Origin of the sequence: Ruminiclostridium josui JCM 17888 (assembly GCF_000526495.1) — a bacterium.
Classification (GTDB): Bacteria; Bacillota; Clostridia; order Acetivibrionales; family DSM-1351; genus Ruminiclostridium; species Ruminiclostridium josui.
Map to the genome: position 1 here is coordinate 3401735 of NZ_JAGE01000001.1, position 19057 is coordinate 3420791.

14 protein-coding genes are annotated in these 19057 nt (G+C 35.9%); 10 read left to right on the forward strand and 4 right to left on the reverse strand.

Annotated elements, in window-relative coordinates; all coding sequences use genetic code 11:
• Positions 1-24: 24 nt before the first annotated feature.
• The 3 genes from mraY to murG all read left to right on the forward strand — a co-directional run bounded on the left by mraY (position 25) and on the right by murG (position 3296).
• Positions 25-1008, forward strand: a complete 984-nt coding sequence (gene mraY / locus K412_RS0115425; protein ID WP_024833938.1) for a phospho-N-acetylmuramoyl-pentapeptide-transferase — start codon at positions 25-27, stop codon at positions 1006-1008.
• Positions 1009-1077: 69 nt separating this feature from the next.
• Positions 1078-2190, forward strand: a complete 1113-nt coding sequence (gene ftsW / locus K412_RS0115430) for a putative lipid II flippase FtsW (protein ID WP_024833939.1) — start codon at positions 1078-1080, stop codon at positions 2188-2190.
• A gap of 11 nt (positions 2191-2201) precedes the next feature.
• Entirely contained in the window at positions 2202-3296 is a 1095-nt protein-coding gene (gene murG, locus K412_RS0115435) for an undecaprenyldiphospho-muramoylpentapeptide beta-N-acetylglucosaminyltransferase (RefSeq protein WP_024833940.1), read from the forward strand.
• A 38-nt stretch (positions 3297-3334) separates the two neighbouring features.
• Here murG and K412_RS0115440 read toward each other — a convergent pair whose 3' ends face one another.
• Positions 3335-3529 (reverse strand): alpha/beta-type small acid-soluble spore protein, encoded by a 195-nt coding sequence (locus K412_RS0115440; RefSeq protein WP_012634928.1) that lies wholly within the window; start codon positions 3527-3529, stop codon positions 3335-3337.
• Between the two features lie 342 nt (positions 3530-3871).
• Between K412_RS0115440 and uraA the strand changes: the two genes are divergently transcribed.
• Positions 3872-5248: a uracil permease gene (gene uraA / locus K412_RS0115445; RefSeq protein ID WP_024833941.1), complete on the forward strand. Its 1377-nt coding sequence runs from the start codon at positions 3872-3874 to the stop codon at positions 5246-5248.
• Between the two features lie 82 nt (positions 5249-5330).
• Here uraA and K412_RS0115450 read toward each other — a convergent pair whose 3' ends face one another.
• Positions 5331-6521: an MGDG synthase family glycosyltransferase gene (locus tag K412_RS0115450; protein ID WP_024833942.1), complete on the reverse strand. Its 1191-nt coding sequence runs from the start codon at positions 6519-6521 to the stop codon at positions 5331-5333.
• A gap of 233 nt (positions 6522-6754) precedes the next feature.
• Here K412_RS0115450 and K412_RS0115455 point away from each other — a divergent pair, with 233 nt between their 5' ends.
• The 6 genes from K412_RS0115455 to htpG all read left to right on the forward strand — a co-directional run bounded on the left by K412_RS0115455 (position 6755) and on the right by htpG (position 16524).
• Positions 6755-7966, forward strand: a complete 1212-nt coding sequence (locus K412_RS0115455; RefSeq protein ID WP_479691918.1) for a D-alanyl-D-alanine carboxypeptidase family protein — start codon at positions 6755-6757, stop codon at positions 7964-7966.
• Between the two features lie 53 nt (positions 7967-8019).
• Positions 8020-9747 carry a B12-binding domain-containing radical SAM protein gene (locus K412_RS0115460; RefSeq protein WP_024833944.1) on the forward strand — a complete coding sequence of 576 codons (1728 nt, stop codon included), beginning with the start codon at positions 8020-8022 and terminating at the stop codon, positions 9745-9747.
• Between the two features lie 191 nt (positions 9748-9938).
• Positions 9939-11873 carry a PrkA family serine protein kinase gene (locus tag K412_RS0115465; RefSeq protein WP_024833945.1) on the forward strand — a complete coding sequence of 645 codons (1935 nt, stop codon included), beginning with the start codon at positions 9939-9941 and terminating at the stop codon, positions 11871-11873.
• A 13-nt stretch (positions 11874-11886) separates the two neighbouring features.
• Complete coding sequence (yhbH, locus tag K412_RS0115470; RefSeq protein WP_024833946.1) at positions 11887-13083, forward strand: sporulation protein YhbH; 1197 nt, start codon at positions 11887-11889, stop codon at positions 13081-13083.
• A gap of 34 nt (positions 13084-13117) precedes the next feature.
• Entirely contained in the window at positions 13118-14506 is a 1389-nt protein-coding gene (locus K412_RS0115475; protein WP_024833947.1) for a SpoVR family protein, read from the forward strand.
• A gap of 125 nt (positions 14507-14631) precedes the next feature.
• Positions 14632-16524 (forward strand): molecular chaperone HtpG, encoded by a 1893-nt coding sequence (gene htpG / locus K412_RS0115480; RefSeq protein ID WP_024833948.1) that lies wholly within the window; start codon positions 14632-14634, stop codon positions 16522-16524.
• A gap of 66 nt (positions 16525-16590) precedes the next feature.
• Here the strand turns inward: htpG and K412_RS0115485 are convergent, their stop codons facing one another.
• Complete coding sequence (locus K412_RS0115485) at positions 16591-18252, reverse strand: AMP-binding protein (protein ID WP_024833949.1); 1662 nt, start codon at positions 18250-18252, stop codon at positions 16591-16593.
• Between the two features lie 19 nt (positions 18253-18271).
• A complete protein-coding gene (locus tag K412_RS0115490) occupies positions 18272-18826 on the reverse strand; it encodes a helix-turn-helix domain-containing protein (protein WP_024833950.1) in 555 nt (184 codons plus the stop codon).
• Between the last annotated feature and the right edge of the window lie 231 nt (positions 18827-19057).

The window sequence follows — 19057 nt, forward strand, 5'->3', positions numbered from 1 at the left end:
ATAAATAAACAGGGGGAAATTGTTTTGCTTACTTTTTCTTTGACATCTGAACATATAATAGCGTTTGCGGCAGCCTTTGTGCTTGCTTTGATTGCAGGACCGATACTACTTCCTTTCTTGCGGAGATTAAAATTTGGTCAGACAGTAAGAGACGATGGACCGCAGACTCATTTAAAAAAAATGGGAACGCCGACAATTGGAGGGCTTATTTTTATTATCCCGTTAACCCTTACATCAATATACTTTTATCAAAGCTATCCCCAGATAGTACCTGTACTGATGTCAACTTTGGGATTTGCTGCTGTTGGATTTATTGATGATTTTATAAAGGTTGTAAAAAAGAGGAAGGACGGACTTTTTGCAAGTCAGAAAACTTTCTTTCAATTGATTGTATGTGTTTCCTTTGCCTTTTATGTCATGAGGTATACTGAAGCCGGAAGCTCAATAGTAATTCCCTTTACAAATATAATTATACAACCCTGGATTTACTTTATATTTATAGTATTATTTATGTACTTCTTTACTAATGCTGTAAATCTTACAGATGGCTTGGATGGACTTTGTGCTGGAGTTACGCTGGTTGTAGCTATATTTTTTACAATTGTTTCTCTTACAAACGGTGAGTGGGGGTATATAAAAGTATTTTCTGCTGCTATTGCAGGAGGCTGCCTTGGTTTTTTGGCCTTTAATATTCATCCGGCAAAGGTTTTCATGGGTGATACAGGAAGCCTTGCGTTGGGTGGAGCATTGACATCCATAGCAGTTATGATGAGAATGCCTCTTATATTATTTCTTGTAGGAGGCATTTACCTGATAGAAGCAATATCGGTAATTCTTCAGGTTGCATCCTTTAAACTAACCGGAAAACGTATTTTTAAAATGGCACCAATTCACCACCATTTTGAGCTAAAAGGTTGGAAAGAAACTAAGGTTGTAGCAGTGTTTATCATAGCAACAGTATTACTTGCAATTGCGTCACTGATTGTAATTGGTTCAGACTTGTTTTGATAATGGGAATTAATAACATATTTTTTACATATAATCAAAATATACACGGTACAAGGCTGGAGGAATAAAATGAGGAACAAGAACACAAAGCCTTTTGATTTTTGGATATTTGCAGCAGTAATTTTGTTACTTTCATTAGGAACCATAATGGTATTCAGCTCCAGTTATTACTTTTCTACACAGAAGACTGGGGAGTCATTTATGCTGCTAAGACCGCAGCTGCTTTACATGGCATTGAGTATTGCTGTTATGGTAGGGACTACGAATATTGATTATCGTAAATGGGGCAAGATATCGCCTATTATTCTTATGATAAGTATTGGTTTACTTATATTGGTATTAATCCCGGGAGTAGGGCAAAATAGAAATGGGGCACAGCGTTGGCTTGGAGTGGGTTCAAAAACAATTCAGCCCTCTGAGTTGGCTAAACTGGGAATTATTATGTTTTTGTCTTTCAGCCTGTCAAAAAGAAAAGATGTTTTACAGTCGTTTACTAAAGGACTGTTACCATACCTTATCTTAGTTGGGTTTGTTGCAGGATTGGTTGTTATAGAACCACATTTGAGTGGTACTCTTATAATCGTAATTACTTCATTTATATTACTTTTCTGTGCGGGAGCAAAGATATCACATTTTGTTGCTATGGCTGCACCCGTTATAATCGGAGTTGTGGGGGCTATCCTTGCCGCTCCGTATCGATTTAACAGAGTTTTAGCATGGCTCCATCCCTTTGATTATTACAAGGATCAGGGGTGGCAGACTGTTCAATCTTTGTTGGCTATCGGTTCAGGAGGAATCTTTGGAAGAGGACTGGGACAAAGTATGCAGAAGTACCTTTGGATTCCCGAGCCTTATAATGATTATATTTTTGCAGTTTTTTCAGAGGAGCTTGGATTTATGGGGGCACTTGTGGTAATACTTTTGTTCCTCATATTTATCTGGAGAGGTATTAAAGTTGCCATGAATGCGCCTGACACCTTTGGAAGTCTCATGGCCACAGGTATAACCTGCCTTATAGGTCTGCAATTTCTGTTTAACGTTGCAGTTGTAACAAATTCCATACCACCGACAGGTATATCACTTCCTTTCTTTAGTTATGGAGGAACATCACTGATATTTCTTATGTTTGGAGTTGGTATACTGCTGAATATATCAAGATATTCAAATTATGAACGATTCTGAGGTGAGATCATTTGAAGGTTTTAATAGCAGGAGGAGGAACGGGAGGACATATAAATCCCGGACTGGCAATTGCAAAGTATATAAAGCAAAAGGATGCAGATGCTGACATAACATTTGTAGGTACAATAAAAGGGCTGGAAACCAAATTGGTTCCAAGAGAAGGCTTTCCACTGGAAACAATCACTGTCAGGGGTTTCAAAAGGAAGCTTTCTATGGATACTCTAATTGCCATAAAGGAATTGATACAGAGTTTCTTTCAGGCATCAAGACTTCTAAAAAAAATTAATCCGGATGTTGTAATTGGTACCGGAGGATATGTATGTGGGCCTGTATTGTATATGGCAGCTAAAAAAGGAATACCTACATTAATACATGAATCAAATGCTTTTCCGGGTGTAACCAACAGGCTCCTTGAAAGATATGTTAATTACGTAGCTATAAGCTTCAAGGATGCAGAAAAATACTTCAAGAATAAGAAGAAACTGGTTCTCACTGGTAATCCAGTAAGGGAAGAACTGCTTAAATCCCGCAGAGAAAATGTTATATCCGATTTGGATATTGTTGAGGGAAAACCTTTGATAGTTGCCATGGGAGGCAGCAGAGGAGCAAGGAAAATCAACGAAACAATTGCTGATATGCTCAACAACTATTTCAAGGGTGAATTTAATCTGATTTTTGCTACAGGAGAAGCTCAGTTTGATGAAATAAGCGCAACTATTAAAGTTGATGAAAAGTATAAGGATATGGTGAAAGTAGTACCTTACATATATAACGTAGACCAAGTATATACAGCAAGTGATTTGATGATTTGCAGAGCAGGTGCTATAACAATAAGTGAGCTTCAGGCTATGGGGATACCTTCAATTTTGATTCCGTCACCTTATGTAACTGCAAATCACCAGGAGCATAATGCAAGGTCACTGGAGAGAGACGGCGGAGCAGTTGTAATTCTTGAAGGGGAACTAAATGCTGACTTGCTCTATAAGCAAATTTGCAGTTTGATATCAAATAAAGATGTTTTAAAAAAAATGTCAAAAAATGCTTCAAAAAACAGTGTTACAGATTCAGTTGAAAAAATTTATCACCTTATCAAGGAGATAATATAAAAAACAGCAGGAGTTAAACTCCTGCTGTTTTTCTTACTTTAAGCTTGCGGGTTTTGTTCTCTAAAAGAAGAAAAAACCTTTTTTACAATAGTACCACCGATCTTTCCTGCTTCTCTGGAAGTGATATCACCATTATAACCTTCCTTCAAGTTGACACCAACTTCTCTTGCAACTTCGTACTTCATGTTGTCAAAAGCTCCACTGCTTCTTCCACCACTTCTGTTGTTAGCCATAATAAATCACCTCCTTAGTGCTTATTATGGCACATAAAGTTCAAAATATAATAAGTAAAAAATGGCTTTTGGTTAAATAAATTTAGATAAAAAAATGTAGACTATTGTTGAATAATATGATAGAATCATTTTCGGATAAAAAAACTTTTAAATTAGTCCAGAGAGGCTAGTAAGGTATATATGGGAAAAGTGTATTTTTATGGATAGAGACCCTACCTTGCTGCGCCTAGTCAGTAAGGTTTTTTTATTTTCATAAATCAAATTTCGTATATTGGATATGATTAGAATTATCAGATAAAAATATGCGAGTTGATTACAAAATTTATGGAGGGGATTTATACAATGAAAAACGAAAGACCGGTAATACAAGTTGACCAAAAAGTTCCTTTTCTAAAGGCAATACCTCTCAGTTTACAGCATCTTTTTGCAATGTTCGGAGCATCTGTATTAGTACCATTTTTATTTAATGGGTATGCAAAAAGTGATTTTCTGAAAAACGTTCTTCACACAACACTAGACAATATGACACCGGACCAACTGGCTCAGTACAACAATGTGCAGGTTATAGACCCGGCACTTGTACTTTTACTTAATGGTATTGGAACATTAATTTACTTGTTGCTTTGCAAAGGAAAAGCTCCTGCATTCCTTGGCTCCAGTTTTGCCTTTCTTTCACCTACTGCTTCAATAATTGCAAGTTCAACAAATTATAACGACAATTTTTCAAAGGCACTGGGCGGGTATATAGTATGTGGTTTGATATTTGCGATAGTAGCTCTTATAATAGGCAAAGTCGGTACAAGTTGGCTTGATATAGTACTTCCGCCTGCTGCAATGGGCCCTATAGTAGCACTTATAGGACTTGAGCTTTCTGGTAGTGCTGCTGGCATGGCAGGTTTGCTGCCAAATGATAAAGGTGTATTTGACACCAAAGCAATAATTATCTCACTGGTAACTCTAGCAATAGTTATAATAGGAAACCTTTGTTTCAGAGGATTTCTTTCAGTAATACCTGTTCTGATTGCCGTGGTTGCTGGTTATGGTTTGGCAGCAGCTATGGAGTATGTAAATACTGATTCTATAACATCTGCAAATTGGTTCAGTATTCCTACATTTGAACTTCCTTCATTCGACTTTAATGCTATCTTAATACTTGCACCTGCGGCACTGGTAGTTATGTCAGAGCATATAGGACATCTTTTTGTAACAAGCAATATTGTTGGAAAAGACTTAACAAAAGACCCAGGACTTCACAGATCATTACTGGGAGACGGATTATCAACAATGCTTTCGGGTTTATGCGGTTCATGTCCAACAACAACCTATGGTGAAAACATGGGAGTAATGGCTATAACACGAGTATACAGTGTTTGGGTTATTGGAGGAGCAGGAGTTATCTCTATAATAATCGCTTTTGTTGGAAAGCTCTCAGGAATAATATCAAGTATCCCTGACCCTGTAATGGGTGGTATTAGTCTGCTGTTGTTTGGTATAATTGCATCTTCAGGTATAAGAATGATAGTTGAAGCAAAAATTGACTACAGCAAATCAAAGAACCTTATACTTACTGCAGTAGTATTTGTAATAGGTATCAGCGGAACAGCAATAAAGCTTCCTGGAAATGTAGAGCTAAAGGGAATGGTTCTTGCTACTTTAGTAGGAATAGTAATAAGCACAATATTCTATGTTCTTGAAAAATTAAAGTTGACAAATGACTAATATTAAATAATATTAAAAAGCTTGTTCAGGTTGATAAATTCAAACTGAACAAGCTTTTTTGACTTTACAAAAATATTTATACTCAGGAACTTTTACGGGATTGAAGTCTCAATGTAAGAAATTTCTTTCTTCGTCTTAGTTCGGATGGGTATATAAAAACATCATTTTTTATAAGATTCAGAACATGATTAACGATTTTCTCTGCTGAAGCATGGTCAAAATAACTCCGTTGTGCCTGCTTTATCTCATTAAGTCCTTTTGCATTATCAGCCAGTAAACCGGATACAACTGCAGCCAAAGATGATAAATCATCACAATATATACCGAGTTTGTTATTAACTGCAAAATCAGGATTTTCTTGTTCTTGTCCGGGTAATGCACCTGTTATAATAAGTGGTACATTGCAGGCAACTGCTTCCATCATAACGTTTGGGCTGCCTCTGGTAAAAGCGATATCTGATTTGAGCATAAAATCCTGAATATTGGTCACATAGCCATATACTTCAACTCTTCCCGGAAATTGCTGAGAAAGGGTTTTTTCCAACTTTTCTTTCATAGATTCGTTTCTCCCTGCAATTATACGTATATTACAGTTAAAATTCTCCAGAAGAATTCTGGCAACATTATTCATGTCTCCTGAACCTTCTCCGCCGCTCATAATAAGACATTCCAGCGGTCTATCCAAAGTATAATCATTATTTTGGATTTCCTGAGAGATGTGCTTTGTAAATCTAGACCTGACAGGGAAACCTATAACTTCTAATTTGTGTGCAGGAACACCGAACCCCATACATCTTTGCTTTGCTTCTTCTGTAGGGCAGATTATACAGTCGGCTCTTGAATCGGCCCACATGGGTGATATACTTACCAAATCAGCTACAAAAGTGACAAAAGGTATATTGATTCTATATTCTTTAAGTATGTTAATTATAGGTGTATTAAAAACCGGATGTACACTTAAAATTAAATCGGGTTTTAGTTTCCTTAATAACTTTATAAAATTTTCTCTAATTGTTAGTTCTGTAAACTCATGAATAAAGGATGGATTTCTTTTGGAAATCTTCCATGCAAGCTTCCATATTTCCTTTGCATTTCTTGTTACCATACCATAGGACTTACCTACCTTTATCCACATATTGCCGCCAAGTTCAAATCCATCTATTATATTTAAGCAGACATCTTCATGCATGCAAAATTGCTCTTGTAAAGCTTCGCTGATACTTTTATGGCCATGTCCCGTATAATCTGAAGATATTATTACAACATTTTTCATGTTTTTTCATTGCCTCCAATAAAGATTATGTATCATTTACCAGACTAATTATATAATATTACAGTCTTTTAGTAAATTGACAGCTATTTTCAACTCCTTTAATTGTACGATAATAAAAAATAAAAGTTTGATTTATTTTCATATAATTAATATATCCAAACGTTATAATCGCATTACACTTTTCATATATTTATAACGCTTGATATTTGTCCGCTTAATAAAATTCCGGGGATGTGAGGTTTTTGAAAAAAACTGCAAAAATAGTTGTGACAGTTATGATTATTTTATCAAACCTGTTATGTACTAATATGGTAAAAGCAGATGATGCAAATGATGATGGGCCCATTACCGATATAATTAAAAATGAGAGTTGGGAGGCTGCAGGAAATCAGCTGCCTCGAGTTTCGGCTGGCGCAGCAATTGTAATGGATGCACAAAGCGGCAGGGTTTTGTATGAAAAAAATGCATATAAGAGAAGTTCAATAGCAAGTACAACAAAAATCATGACCGCAATAGTTGCTATTGAAAATGGAAAAGATGATGAAGATGTTATTGTCAGTAAAAATGCAGCATCTATATGGGGCTCTAGAGTTGGACTTAAAGAGGGAAAAACCTATAAACTTGGGAACCTTCTCAATGCAATGATGCTAAGATCGGGAAACGATGCGGCTATTGCAATAGCAGAGCATGTAGGAGGTTCTGTTGAAGCATTTGCTGAAATGATGAATAGAAAAGCCGCTGAAATAGGAGCAACCAATACAAACTTTGTAACGCCTCATGGATTGGATGATCCGCAGCATTATTCAACTCCATATGATCTTGCGTTGATTACACAATATGCTTTAAAGAATGAGAAGTTCTGTGATATAGTAAGCAGAAAATCCTCCTCCTTTGAAGGAAAACCTATTAATAACACAAATGAGATGCTAAGCCTTTATCCAGGAGCAGACGGAGTAAAAACAGGTTATACCGGTCAGGCAGGAAGATGCCTTGTAACCTCTGCCACACATAACGGATGGAAAATTATATCTGTAGTATTAAATTGCTCTAGTAGGTCTACTAGAGCTCAGAGCAGTAAGATATTACTGGATTATGCATATGACAACTATAAGTTATATGACTATCTAAAGGAGGGGCAGCAGATAACAAATGTGAACATACATAAAGGGTTAAATAAAGCGGTTGGAATTTATTCTGATAAAGACATATCAATTCCATTAAAAAAGGACGAAGTAGACAGGATTAAAGTGGAATATAATATTCCTAAAACGTTAGAAGCTCCTATACAAAAGGGAAGTAGTATAGGTACCATTAACTACGTACTTGACGGTAAAGTGCTGGCATCTACTGATGTCAAAGCCATGGAAAATATAAAAAGAAAGGACTTTTACTACTATTTCGATCAGATATTTAAAACATGGGCAAGACTTGTACATCAACGCTAAAGATGGGATAATATTAAGGTATTTTTACTTTTACCTATGAAGAGGGAATTTAGATGAAAACATTGCTGGTAGGCATAAATTCAAAATATATTCATACCTGTCTTGCAATATGGTATCTGAAAGCAAGCATAAATGAGTTTGATAATATAACTGTCCGTGAATTTACCATAAATGATATTAGGGACAATGTTCTTTCTGAAATCTACAGGGAAAAGCCCGACATCATAGCGTTTTCCTGCTATATATGGAATATTGGAATTGTTCTTTCAATAACAAAAGAGCTTAAAAAGCTGTTGCCGGACTGTCGCATAATTCTGGGGGGGCCTGAGGTCTCTTATGATTCTGAGCAAATCATGGCAGAAAATTCAGAGCTTGATTTTATTATATCCGGCGAAGGAGAGGACGTATTTCCAGTTTTGATAAAGGACTTGTATGCCGGTACGGAGCAGTATAAGAACTTACAAGGAATAGCTTACAGGAGTAGCTGCTCTGTAATATTTAATAAGGGCTTTAATCTGGTAAAAGAGCTTGATAAAGTTCCTTCCCCATACAATAACGAGTTAATGAAAACTACATTGAACAGAATAGTTTATTATGAATCATCTAGAGGCTGCCCATTTTCTTGCTCCTATTGTATTTCATCTACCTTCAACGGAATTAGATTCTTTAGTATGTTACGTGTAAAAAGTGATATTTTAAGAATTCTTGAGTATAAACCAAGACTTATAAAATTTGTTGACAGGACATTTAACTGCCATAAGGGAAGGGCAAAAGAGATATTAAAATTCTTAATATCCTTAAATTGTGAAACAGTTTTTCACTTTGAGGCAGCTGCTGACCTTTTTGACAGTGAGATGCTGGATATACTTAGTAAAGCCCCAAAAGGCAGGATTCAACTTGAAATAGGAATTCAGACTATAAACACTCAAACCTTAAAGGAAATTGACAGAGTAACGGATATAGATGTGTTAACAGAAAATGTGAAAAAAATCCTTGGTATAGGAAATATTCATTTGCATCTTGACCTGATAGCAGGTTTACCTTATGAGGATTTTGAAGGTTTTAAAAAATCTTTTATTTATGTCTATAACTTAAAACCTCATCAACTTCAACTGGGCTTTCTAAAAATGCTTAAAGGCTCCAGAATACGATTAGAGTCCCAAAAGCATGGTTTCTATTTCAGAGATTATGCACCATATGAGGTTTTGAAAAATAAGTATATTTCATATGACGAAATCCTACTTTTAAAAGACATTGAGGAGACTTTCGAGAGATATTACAATTCCGGTAGGTTTGGCAATTCACTGAACTTTATTGAAAAGAGTTGCTTTACTTGGGATTCATTTATTTTGTATGAAAAGTTGGCACATTATTGCAGGGATAAGGGATATTTGGACAGACCCGTATCGTATAGAGAAAATATTCAAATTCTGTATAACTTTTACAAAGGGGTTTGCCAAGATAATTTAAGCTTTGAACAGTTCAGGCAATACATGGTACTTGATTTTCTCAGCACTGACAGTTCTGGTGCAATTCCGGATTGTCTGAAAAGAGAAGATGATTATCTATCTTCCGGTGATATTCATTCTATGCTTAGAAATGAGGAGTTTATTGATAGATATCTTCCTCAATACAAAGGTATTCAAGCAAAAAATATTTTGAAAAAAGTATTCTTTATCAAGTTAAATTTATTATACCCATCTGATGAAGTGCTTTTATTAGACTATTCATCAAAAGATGAAGTTTCAGGGAAGTACAGGAGTATTTCGGTAAAAACATAAAAGCCACAATAAGTTTTAGAACCCTTAATGTCGAAGATGACGACATTAAGGGTTCTATTTTTGGTGTTTATAAACTGGTACATACAAAAGTTTGTATTTAATAATATTTTTAAAATGACCACATATATTTTAACAATGAGAAATATTTTAAATTACTACTAGCTACCACGGCATAAAAGGGAGGGGCTTAAATGACCAAACCGGAATTTGATTTTAGGGAACTAATTAAAAAAGACAGAGAGGAACACATACGCAAGCAATTTAATGGAACATTTCTGGATTATTTACAAATAGTTAAATCCAATCCGGAGGTTGCCATGCTGTCTCATCAAAGATTGTATGAGATTATCAGCTCAAAAGGGGTTGAAGCTGTAAAAACTGAGGAAAACCCAAGGCTAAGAAGAATATACGGGAACGATATAATAAAAAAATACAAGTTCTTTGAAGAAGATTTTTTTGGAATTGATAAAACAATAATGAAGATTGTAAGGTATTTCCACTCTGCTGCCATGGCCGGAGAAGAGGCTAGACAGGTTTTGTATTTGGTAGGGCCTGTAGGGGCAGGTAAATCATCACTAATGGAAGCACTTAAAAAGGCTCTGGAAGCTGCTCCGCCCATATATTCCTTAAAAGATTGCCCAATGAGGGAAGAACCACTTCATTTAATTCCAAAACACCTTAGAAAAGATTTTGAAGAAAAATTAAATGTAAAAATCGAAGGCGATTTATGCCCTATTTGCAGATACCGCTTAAAGAATGATTATAACGGAGAATATGAAAAGTTTCCCGTTGAATTAACAGGCTTTTCCATAAGGTCAAGAAAAGGTATAGGTGTTGTGCCTCCGGTAGACCCTAACAATCAGGATACTTCAATATTAACCGGAAGCGTTGATATATCGAAAATAGACCTTTATTCAGAAGATGACCCAAGAGTATTATCTTTAAATGGTGCTTTTAATGCAGGAAACAGAGGTATTGTGGAATTCATAGAGGTATTCAAAAATGAAACGGAATATCTGCACACTATGATAACTGCAACACAGGAAAAATCCATTCCATCGCCGGGAAAAGGTGCAATGATATATTTTGACGGAGTTATATTGGCTCATTCCAATGAAGCAGAATGGAATAAATTCAAGTCAGACCATACAAATGAGGCGATTCTAGACAGAATTGTAAGAATTGAGGTACCTTACTGCCTTGAATTAAACGAGGAAATAAAAATATATGAAAAAATGCTTTCTAAGAGCAAATTTAAGGCACATATAGCACCTCATACTATAGAAATAGCATCCATGTTTGCTATACTGACCAGATTAAGCCCATCAAACAAGGTAGACCCTCTTACTAAGCTAAAAATATACAACGGTGAGGAAATTCTGGAAAAAGGAATGACTCGTAAAATAGATATATTTGAGCTTCGTGAGGAGGCACCCAGAGAGGGTATGACGGGTATATCAACCAGATTTATAATGAAAGCTCTGGATACTGCATTATCTGAATCTGAGAATGATTGCATAAATCCAATTGCGGTTATGGAGGCATTAATTAAATCTGTCAAGGAACTGGGAATCGGAGATGAGGAAAAAGAACGTTACTTAAGGCTTATATATGATTCTGTAAAGAAGGAATACAATAAAATTATGGAAAAAGAAGTTACAAAGGCGTTTATTCATGGCTATAGAGAACAGGCCGAGAGTCTTTTTAACAATTATCTTGACCATGCAGAAGCCTTTGTCAACAAGACTAAAATAAAGGATAAGAACACAGGTGAGGAACTTGAGCCCGATGAAAAATTCATGCGTTCTATTGAAGAACAGATAGGTATTTCTGATACTGCGGTAAAAGGATTCAGGTCGGATGTTACTGCGTATATGTTCTTTGTTATGCGAAATGGGGGAAGTTTGGATTATACAAGCTATGAGCCTTTGAAGGAGGCAATAGAGAAAAAGCTGACTGCATCCGTAAGAGATTTGAGCAGGATTATAACACAGGCAAAAGTAAGGGATAAGGAACAGACCCAGAAATACAACACAATGGTAGAGGAAATGAAAAAGAACGGCTATTGTGACCACTGCTGCAATGTCATATTGAAATATGCTGCTAACAATCTGTGGAAGGATTAATTGGAGGGAAAATATGGCTATTTTCAGAGACTGCAGCAATATCGGCAAAGATAGGTCAGCCGAAGACAGAAGAAGACACAGAGAGCTTGTTGAGGAATCCATAAAGAAAAATCTTGGCAATATTATAGCAGAACAAAGCATAATAGGTAAAAGTAAGGATAAAAAAATTAAGATTCCAATAAAAGGAATAAAGGAGTTTCAATTTATATATGGAAAATCCAAGCCTGGCGTAGGTGCAGGAGACGGTAATGAAAAAAGGGGCGATAAATTTCAAGGAGAGGCACAGGAAGGAAAGGGCAAGGGAGGGGCCGGGAATCAGGAGGGAGAAGAGGTTTATGAAACAGAGATAACCATTGAGGAGGTAATAAAATACCTTTTTGATGACATGAACCTTCCCGATATTGATAAAAAGCAGCTATCCAGGTTGGAGGAAAAAAGCTACAGAAAGCTTGGTTACCAACACAAAGGCATCCCTCCGAGACTTGCAAAGAAACGCTCAGTAATTGAGAAAATAAAGCGCAGGCAGGCCTCCAAAAGGTCTGAAGATGGAGAGAATACTACATATGATAAGCAGGAAGGCCAAGAAAGGTTTCCGTTTATACAGGAAGATTTAAGATATTACAGAATTAAAGAGGATAACAAAAGGGATTATAATGCAGTTGTGCTGTGCATTATGGATGTTTCAGGTTCAATGGATCAAACAAAAAAATATCTGGCAAGAAGCTTTTATTTCCTTTTGTATCAATTCCTACGATTGAAGTATGCAAACGTGGATGTTGTTTTCATAGCTCACACAACAACTGCAAAGGAAGTAAACGAAAGAGAGTTTTTTCACCGGGGTGAATCTGGTGGAACCTATATCAGCAGCGGATATGACAAAGCATTGGAAATTATTGCCGACAGATACAGTCCAAGCAACTGGAACATTTATGCTTTTCATTGCAGCGATGGAGACAACTGGTCAGAAGATAATAAAAGAGCTGTAGAAAGTGCTAAAAAGCTTTGTGAGGTTTGCAATTTGTTTGGCTATGGAGAGATAGTACCAGGTTATTATAATATAGGCAGTACCATAAAAAATGAATTTCAGACTAATATAAAAAGTAATAACTTTGCAGCTATTAATATCAACAAAAAAGAGGATGTCCTGCCGGCACTTAAAAAGCTCCTGGATAAAGCTAGTGATAGGGACGAGAAGGCGATTATGGATTAGATTGATTATTTAATAAGTTGGGAGGAAAAAAGCTATGGCGGATTTTAGTTTAAAGGAACTGGAATACTGGAATGAGCGCATAGAAGAAATAGCGGTGGAAAGTGGCCTTAACTTCTATAATCAGGAATTTGAAATAATAAACTATGAAGATATGATAGGCTATGAATCATATGTAGGAATGCCATCCCACTATCCCCATTGGAGTTACGGAAAATCCTATGAGAGGATTAAAACCCTACATAAATATAATCTTACAGGACTTCCGTATGAAATGGTTATTAACTCAAACCCGTGTATAGCCTACCTAATGAAAGATAATTCACTTCTTGTTCAAATACTTACAATAGCCCATGTATATGCACATAATGATTTTTTCAAAAATAACAGACTTTTCAAAAAAGGAACCAAGGCTGAGTATGCAGTAGAGACCTTTAAAAACCATGCTAACCGGATACGTGATTATATATCGGATCCAAGCATCGGCTATACAAAAGTTGAAAAAATACTTAATGCAGCACATGCTGTAAAACTGCAAACGGAAAGGATAATTGACTTTTGCAATAATAAAAAGAAAAAAGAGGAATCAAAATCCGCATTAGCAGAACATAAATCTGATTTTCCCAACCTTGATAGGTACTCCGAAAATAAAAGGCAGGATGACTCTGAAGCTAGCAATCAAGAAATAAAGATACCGGAGGAGCCTCAGGAGGATATACTGAAATTTATTACAGAATATGGTCGTTTGCTGGACTGGGAAAAAGATATACTTTCTATTGTAAGAGAAGAAGCCCGATACTTTATCCCACAGATTGAGACAAAAATTATGAATGAGGGTTGGGCAAGTTTTTGGCACTATACTATATTAAGCAAACTTGAACTTCCTCAGAGTCTTCATTTCGAATTCTTAAGAAAACATAATGAGGTAGTCAGACCTTTAAAATCAAGTATAAATCCGTATTTTATAGGCTTTAAAATCATTGAAAACCTGTATAATACTCAGGGTAAAGATAAGATATTTGAGGTAAGGGAAAATGAGAGAGATCAATCTTTTATAAGAAGATACCTTACACAGGAATTGTGTGATGAAATGAATCTTTTTGAATATATAACCACAGGAAACGATTATATGATTTCTGAGGTTTCAGATGAAGAGGGCTGGAAAAAGGTACGGGATACTTTATGTAATACAGTAGGGGTAGGGAGTATTCCAGTAATAAAAGTCACTGAATGGAGCCCAAAGGAGAACACGCTATTCCTTGAACACGAGTTTGATGGTCGGGAACTGGAATTGAGCTACGCTTATGAGACCCTTAAACATCTTGTGGATTTATGGAAGGGTAAAGTCGTATTGAGCACACATTTGGAAGAAAAGAAGAAAAATATAGCATGTGATGAAATGAAAAGAATATCCCTATATACTTGATATATAAACATATTTAAAAAAAATTGTTAGCACTCTTACTTGTTGAGTGCTAAAAAATACTTGAAACTTTATACTATTCGAGTTATATTATTAATAGTGTAAAAAAATGAAGTGGAGGTAATATAATGAAACACGAAAGCGGAAATATTTCAATAAATACAGAAAACATATTCCCTATAATTAAAAAGTGGTTATACTCTGAAAAGGACATATTTATAAGGGAACTTGTGTCAAATGCAAGCGATGCCATTAGCAAAATGAAAAAACTTGATGCAATGGGAGAAGCAGAACTACCAGAAGATAATAAATTTGAAATAAAGGTCATTGTCAATAAAAATGATAAGACCATAAAAGTAATAGACAACGGATTGGGAATGACTGCGGAAGAGGTAAAAAAATATATAAATCAGATTGCTTTTTCAGGAGCAGTCGATTTTCTTGAAAAATATAAGGACAAGTCAGACGACGGTCAAATTATAGGTCACTTCGGTCTGGGATTTTATTCGGCATTTATGGTATCACAGCGTGTCCAGATTGATACACTTTCATATCAGAAAGATGCTGCTGCTGTAAGGTGGGTAAGTGACGGAGGAACAGAATTTGAAATGTCAGACTCCGATAGAAATGAGAGAGGAACAACAATAACCTTGTATCTGGCTGATGACAGTTTGGAGTTTGCAGATGAATACACAATGAGAAAAACTCTTGAAAAGTATTTTGCATTTCTGCCTTACGAATTATATCTTGAAGATGCAGCAAAAGCAGAAGAGAAGAAAGAGGAAACTAAAGAAGCTGATGACAAGGCAGAGGCAGAACCTAAAAAGCCGGAGCCTTTAAATGATACAAAGCCTCTTTGGCTTAAAAATCCAAGGGACTGTACAGACGAAGAATATAAACAGTTCTACACAAAAGTGTTCCATGATTTTAATGAACCACTTTTCTGGATACATTTAAATATGGATTATCCATTTAACTTGAAAGGAATACTTTATTTCCCTAAGTTAAAACACGAATTTGAGACAATGGAGGGGCAGATAAAGCTTTACTACAATCAGGTATTTGTGGCTGACAATATAAAGGAAGTAATTCCTGAATTCCTGCTGTTGCTAAAGGGTGTACTGGATTGTCCTGATTTGCCGTTGAATGTTTCAAGAAGCTTCTTACAAAACGATGGTTATGTAAATAAGATTTCCACACATATAACAAAGAAGGTTGCAGACAAGCTTACATCGTTATTTGAGAATGAACGTGAAAACTATAACAAATACTGGGATGACATAAATCCATTCGTTAAATACGGCTGTATACGTGAAGAAAAATTCTATGATAGAGTTAAGGATATACTTATTTTCAAATCAACAAAGGGAGGATATACTACCCTTAAGGAATATCTTGAAAACAACAAGGACAATCACGAAAACAAAGTATTTTACGTTTCTGATGAAAATCAGCAGGCACAGTATATCAAGCTATTTAATGAAAACGGAATGGAAGCGGTAATACTTACAAACATGATTGACAACCACTTTATGTCTCTGCTTGAGAGTAAAGTTACGGGACTGCAGTTTAACAGAATTGATGCTGATATTTCTTCAAGCATGAAGCAGGAAAACACAGGTATTCCTGAAGATGATGTTAAATATTTGGAGAATTTATTCAAGGAAACAGTAAATGATGAAAAACTTAAAATACAGGTTGAATCCTTGAAAAATGAAACTATACCGGCTGTAGTACTGTTGTCGGAGCAATCCAGAAGAATGCAGGAAATGAGCAAAATGTTCGGTGGAATGGATATGGGTCATATGTTCCCAAAAGAACAGACTCTTGTACTGAACTCTTCAAACAAACTAGTAAAGGCATTGATTGACTTAAAGGAAAAGGATGAAAGAAAAGAAGATGTGAAGCTGGTAAGCGAACATATATATGATTTGGCCATGATGAGTCATCAGACTTTGGAGCCGGATGCTATGGCCAAATTTATACAAAGAAGTAATGAAATATTGATGAAAGTTCTTTAATCAAAAAATACTTAACAAAAACCCCGAATGGCGATTAAATGCCATCCGGGGTTTTTAGTATAACTTTTATTTATTATCTTTATCAGTCTGTCTTATTTCAACACGTCTGATTTTTCCGCTTATAGTTTTTGGAAGCTCATCTACAAACTCAATGATTCTCGGGTATTTATAAGGTGCTGTAACCCTCTTTACATGGTCCTGTAGTTCCTTTACCAGTTCGTCACTTGGAGTATAGTTCTTAGCTAATATGACGGTAGCTTTTACAATCTGACCTCTGATAGGATCTGGAACAGCAGTTATAGCACATTCCAGAACTGCTGGATGCTCAAGTAAAGCACTTTCCACTTCGAAAGGCCCGATTCTGTAACCTGAGCTCTTAATTACATCATCAGCTCTGCCTACAAACCAGAAATAACCGTCTTCATCACGCCAAGCCACATCACCTGTATAATAAACACCATCATGCCATACTTTATTAGTAAGAGCTTCATCTCTATAGTAACCGCCGAACATACCGGCAGGTTTCTTTCTGGTAGTTCTAACAACAATCTGGCCTTCTTCACCATCCTGACATGGATTTCCGTTGTCATCAAGAAGATCTATATCATATCCAGGAGATGGCTTACCCATTGACCCAGGCTTTGGCTCCATCCATGGGAAAGTACCTACTGTGACAGTTAACTCTGTTTGGCCGAAGGCTTCCATTAACTTTATGCCAGTAGCCTTGTAAAATTGACTGTATACCTCTGGATTGAGAGGTTCTCCTGCAACAGTACAATACTTCAGACTGCTTAAATCATACTTTGAAAGATCTTCCTTGATGAAAAATCTGTAAATTGTAGGAGGAGCACAAAAAGAAGTAACACGGTGCTTTGAAATAACCTCAAGAAGTTCCTTTGGAACAAATTTATCAAAGTCATATACAAATACAGCACACCCTGAAAGCCATTGACCATAAATTTTCCCCCATACAGCTTTAGCCCAGCCTGTATCAGCAACTGTCAGGTGAAGACCGTCTTCAGAAACATTCTGCCAGTATTTAGCAGTAAGGATATGTCCCAAAGGATATTCATAATCGTGCTGAACCATCTTTGGCATACCTGTAGTACCAGATGTAAAGTACAACAATGATATGTCGCTATTGTGGGAACCAAAATCTCCCTGAGGCCTTTGGAATTCACTGGAAGCATTTTCAACACCGGATGAGAAATCCAGCCAGCCATCCTTGCTGCCGTTAATCAATGCCTTATATTTTACTGTTGGTGTTTTACTTTCGGAATCTTCTATATGTTTTATGACTTCGGGCTCATTAACACAAACAATCATTTTTATGTCTGCTGCATTAGCCCTATAGACTATATCTTTTGAAGTAAGAAGATGAGTTGCCGGAATTGTAATGGCACCCAGTTTATGTAAAGCTAAAATACAGAACCAGAACTCGTATCGCCTTTTTAATATGAGCATTACTGGGTCGCCTCTTTTAATACCCAATGACTTAAAAAAGTTGGCTGTCTTATCGCTATACTCTTTTAACTGACCGAATGTGAATGTCGCTTCTGCTCCAGATTTATCACACCATACAATTGCTACCTTATCCGGTGTTGTTTTTGCATATTCATCAACAACGTCATAGGCAAAATTAAAGTTCTCAGGTACATTTATTTTAAAGTTCTCGTAAAAATCCTCATAAGATGTAAAGTCTACCCGAGATAAGTATTTTTCCAACATTACTTATTCCCCCTGATACCTAAAAAATAATTGCCAAAAATCTGGCTTTCTTACCATTCATTGCTTTCATTCCGTGACTTGCAGAAGAATCAAAGTAAACGGAGTCACCTTCATTCATAATAAGTTCATGACCGTTAATAATTATTTTAAGAGTTCCTTCAATAATATAGTTGAATTCCTGTCCTTTATGTGAATTAAAGTGTACAGGTGAATCGGCAGCTTCTGGCTCTACTGTTACAATAAAAGGCTCAGCCTTTTTCCCAACAAAATTGTAAGCAAGACTGTGATATTTATAATGTTCACGTCTTTCAACATTTACACCTTTTCCATCTCTGACAAGCTGATAAGTGTGGAGTTTTGGAGCATCTCCCGTAATTATTGCTGAAAGTTCAACATTAAATTTATTTGCTATTTGATAAAGAAAGCTTACGGGAATATCAGTTTCACCGCTTTCGTATGACCTATATGCTTCTTCTGAAATATTAAGCTCTGCTGCAAGTGCTTCAACACTAATTTCAGATATTTCTCTTAACTCTTTTATTCGTGAAGCAATTAATCTGATTTGCTCAGACATATAATCACCTTCCTATGTTTTATGTAGTTAAATAAATAGTCTTACAACAAAATAATATCATAAAAACAGTGAATAATTGTAAAAAAGCTGAAGATATATATGTACTAAATTTAATACAGCATACAGCGACTATTAAGCTATATTAGCACATTTAACTTGGTAAATATATATCGTAAAGAACCTTTTGACTATAAATTTTTAATGTTTTCTGCTTTTTTATACAAATATCCA